Raw genomic sequence first — 3,463 nt, forward strand, 5'->3', positions numbered from 1 at the left:
TCGGCGCCGCGATGCCTTTCGCGATCGTCGGCCTGTTCGGCAAGCTGCTGCCGCTGCCGGTGGTGCCGGCGGTGCATGCCGACGAACTCGCGCTGTCGTTCGTCTACGGGCTGCTCACGGCGCTTGCCTTCGGCCTGTGGCCGCTCGGGCGGGTGCACGACGTGCCGGTGGCCGCCCTGTTCCGCGACACCATCAGCTCCGAATGGCATCGGCCACGCTGGAGTTATCTCGTTTTCATGGCCGTCGTGATCGCGCTGCTCATCGCGGTCGTGATCGGGCTGTCCTTCGACAAGCGCATCGCCGCCGTGTTCGTGGCCTCCTCCGTGGTCGTGTTCGCGCTGCTGCGCGGCATTGCCGCGCTGTTGATGACGATCGCGCGGCGGCTGCCGCGCACGCGCTGGCCAATGCTGCGACTTGCGATCGCCAACATCCACCGGCCGGGCGCGTTGACGCCCTCGGTCGTGCTGTCGCTTGGCCTCGGGCTCGCCGTGCTCGTCACCATCACCCAGATCGACGGCAATCTGCGCCGGCAGTTCCTGGCGGCACTGCCCGAGCACGCGCCATCGTTCTTCTTCATCGATATTCCGAGCACGCAGGCCGAGCAGTTCGACTCATATCTGCGCCAGATCGCCCCTGGCGCGACGGTCGATGACGTCCCGATGCTGCGCGGGCGCATCGTCGGAGCCCGTGGCGTCCGCGCCGAAGAGCTCAAGCCCAGCACCGATTCCGAGTGGGTGCTGCAGAGCGACCGTGGCCTGACCTATACCGCCGAGCTGCCGAAAGGCTCCAAGGTGGTCGAGGGCGAGTGGTGGAGCGCCGATTATGCCGGCCCGCCGCTGGTTTCGATGGAGAAGAAGATCGCGGACGGACTCGGCCTCAAGCTCGGCGACCAGGTCGTCGTCAACATCCTCGGCCGCGACATCCCCGCGAAGATCAGCAATCTGCGCAGCATCGACTGGCAGGGCCTCGGCATCAATTTCGTCCTGGTGTTCTCCCCGAACGCATTCAAGGGCGCGCCGCACACCCATATCGCGACGCTGACGGAAGCCGGCGGCGATGCGGCCGGCGACGGCAAGATCATCAAGGAGGTCGCTGACGCCTATCCGATGGTGACGAGCGTGCGCGTGCGCGAGGTGATGGAGACGGTCGGCTCGGTCGTGACCAATCTGGCGCTGGCAATCCGCGGCGCCAGCGCTGTGACCCTGATCTCGGCGATCCTGGTGTTGGGCGGCGCGCTCGCCGCCGGCCACCGCCACCGGGTCTACGATGCGGTGATCCTCAAAACGCTGGGTGCGACCCGGCTGCGGCTGCTCGGCGCCTATGCGCTCGAATACCTCTTGATCGGACTTGCAACCGCAATGTTCGGCGTTTTCGCCGGCAGCGTCGCGGCCTGGATGATCGTGACCCGACTGATGACCCTCACCTTCGTCTGGCAGGGCGGCAGCGCCGCCGGCGTGGTCGCGGCTGCCTTGGTCGTCACGGTCGGCCTGGGTCTCGCCGGCACGCTGCTGGCGTTGAACAAAAAGCCCGCCACGGTGTTGCGGAATTTGTGACAAATGGTAGCGGGCGGCGGCACGGGAGCGAAATCGCACGATTCCGGCGATTAACCACGTCCGCTCGCCTGGATTGCAGGGAAGGGCGACATTCAGCCGCGCGTGGACGGTTGCAGCGGATGTGTTAGTTTCCCACATATCGAATGGGTTCGGAGCCCCGATTGTTAGCCAAAATTTAGTCGGCAGACATCGGTATCCGAGATAGAATTTGACGAACCGGCGGCGTGGCGACCCTCATGCCGGACCGGACCAACCAACGGGAATTCGACCATGTCGGACCTAGACCGCAATTACGCTTCTCCTTTCGGCAGGGCCGCCGGGCGTGTTGACGCCGCGACGGTCGATGCCGGCCTGCGCGCCTACATGCTGCGCATCTACAACTACATGAGCATCGGCCTGGCCATCACCGGCTTGGCCGCGCTCGGCGTCTACATGGCCGCCGTGACGGATGTTCCGACCCCGGAAGCCGTCCGCGTCGGCAAGCTGTTCCTGACGCCGTTCGGCTACGCGATGTTCGTCAGCCCCCTGAAGTGGCTGTTCATGCTCGCGCCGCTCGCCATGGTGTTCGTGATCTCGGCGGGCATCAACCGTCTCGCTCCCTCGACCGCCCAGATCCTGTTCTGGGTGTTCGCGGCGCTGATGGGCGTCTCGCTGTCCTCGATCTTCCTGGTGTTCACGCACACCTCGATCGTGCGGGTGTTCTTCATCACCGCGGCGACCTTCGGCGCGCTCAGCCTCTACGGCTACACCACCAAGCGTGACATGAGCGGAATGGGTTCGTTCCTGTTCATGGGCCTGATCGGCATCGTCATCGCGAGCCTGGTGAACCTGTTCCTGGCGAGCTCGGTGCTGCAGTTCGTCGTGTCGGTGGTCGGCGTGCTGGTGTTCGCGGGCCTCACCGCCTGGGATACCCAGCGGCTGAAGAACGACTACATCTACGGCTACGCCTCGGCCGGCGGTGACATCGCAGAGCGTGCGGCCATCACCGGCGCGCTGTCGCTGTACCTGAACTTCATCAACCTGTTCACGCTGCTCCTGCAGCTCCTCGGCCAGCGCGACTAAGCGTCAGACCAGAGCGAACGACACCAGCCCCGGCCGAAAGGCCGGGGTTTTTGTTTGGGCGTGATGTTCCCTCAACCACCGTCATTGCGAGGAGCTCTTGCGACGAAGCAACCCAGAGTCCCTCCACGGACGCATTTCTGGATTGATTCGTTCCGCTCGCAATGGCGGCGTGGGGAGGCCGTTGCCTCTTCCAGTCGTCCCGGGAAGGCTCTAATCTTGCCGCATGTCCGCACCCGAAATCAGGCCCACCCTTGAGGCCGACCTGCCCGCCATCACCGCCATCTACCAGCAGGCTGTCCGCGAGGGCACCGCGACGTTCGAGCTGGAGCCGCCCGACCTCACCGAGATGACGCGCCGCTACCGCACGCTGATCGACGGCGGCTATCCCTATTTCGTCGCCATCCTCGACGGGCGCGTCGCCGGCTACGCCTATGCCGGCGCCTACCGGCCGCGGCCGGCCTACCGCTTCACGGTCGAGAACTCGATCTATCTCGATCCGTCCTTTCACCGCCGCGGCATCGGAGCGCTCCTGCTGGAGCGGCTGATCGTCGAATGCGAGGCGCGCGGCTTCCGCCAGATGATCGCCGTGATCGGCGATTCCGCCAATGCCGGCTCGATCGGCGTGCACACCAAGGGCGGCTTCAGGATGATCGGCACGCATCCCAGCGTCGGGCTGAAATTCGGCCGCTGGCTGGACACGGTGATGATGCAGCGCGACCTCGGCGAGGGCGCGACTACGGTGCCGGAGAAGTAGGGTTCAGCTCTTGTAGCCCGGATGGAGCGAGCGAAATCCGGGAAAGGTTCATCCGCGGATACGACTGCCCCGGATTGCGCTGCGCTCCATCCGG

General features: G+C 65.5%; 3 protein-coding genes. All 3 read left to right on the top strand.

The genetic code is table 11. The features are described from left to right. Positions 1–1,553, top strand: a 1,553-nt coding sequence (locus IVB47_RS10275) for an FtsX-like permease family protein (RefSeq protein ID WP_346730789.1), incomplete at its 5' end; no start/stop codon positions are given. 270 nt (positions 1,554–1,823) lie between these two features. Further along, positions 1,824–2,615, top strand: a complete 792-nt coding sequence (locus IVB47_RS10280) for a Bax inhibitor-1/YccA family protein (RefSeq protein ID WP_007598855.1) — start codon at positions 1,824–1,826, stop codon at positions 2,613–2,615. 223 nt (positions 2,616–2,838) lie between these two features. Beyond that, positions 2,839–3,369 carry a GNAT family N-acetyltransferase gene (locus IVB47_RS10285; protein ID WP_247461358.1) on the top strand — a complete coding sequence of 177 codons (531 nt, stop codon included), beginning with the start codon at positions 2,839–2,841 and terminating at the stop codon, positions 3,367–3,369. Positions 3,370–3,463: the final 94 nt, after the last annotated feature.

The organism is Bradyrhizobium sp. 62, assembly GCF_023073035.1.
In the GTDB taxonomy this organism is placed as follows: domain Bacteria; phylum Pseudomonadota; class Alphaproteobacteria; order Rhizobiales; family Xanthobacteraceae; genus Bradyrhizobium.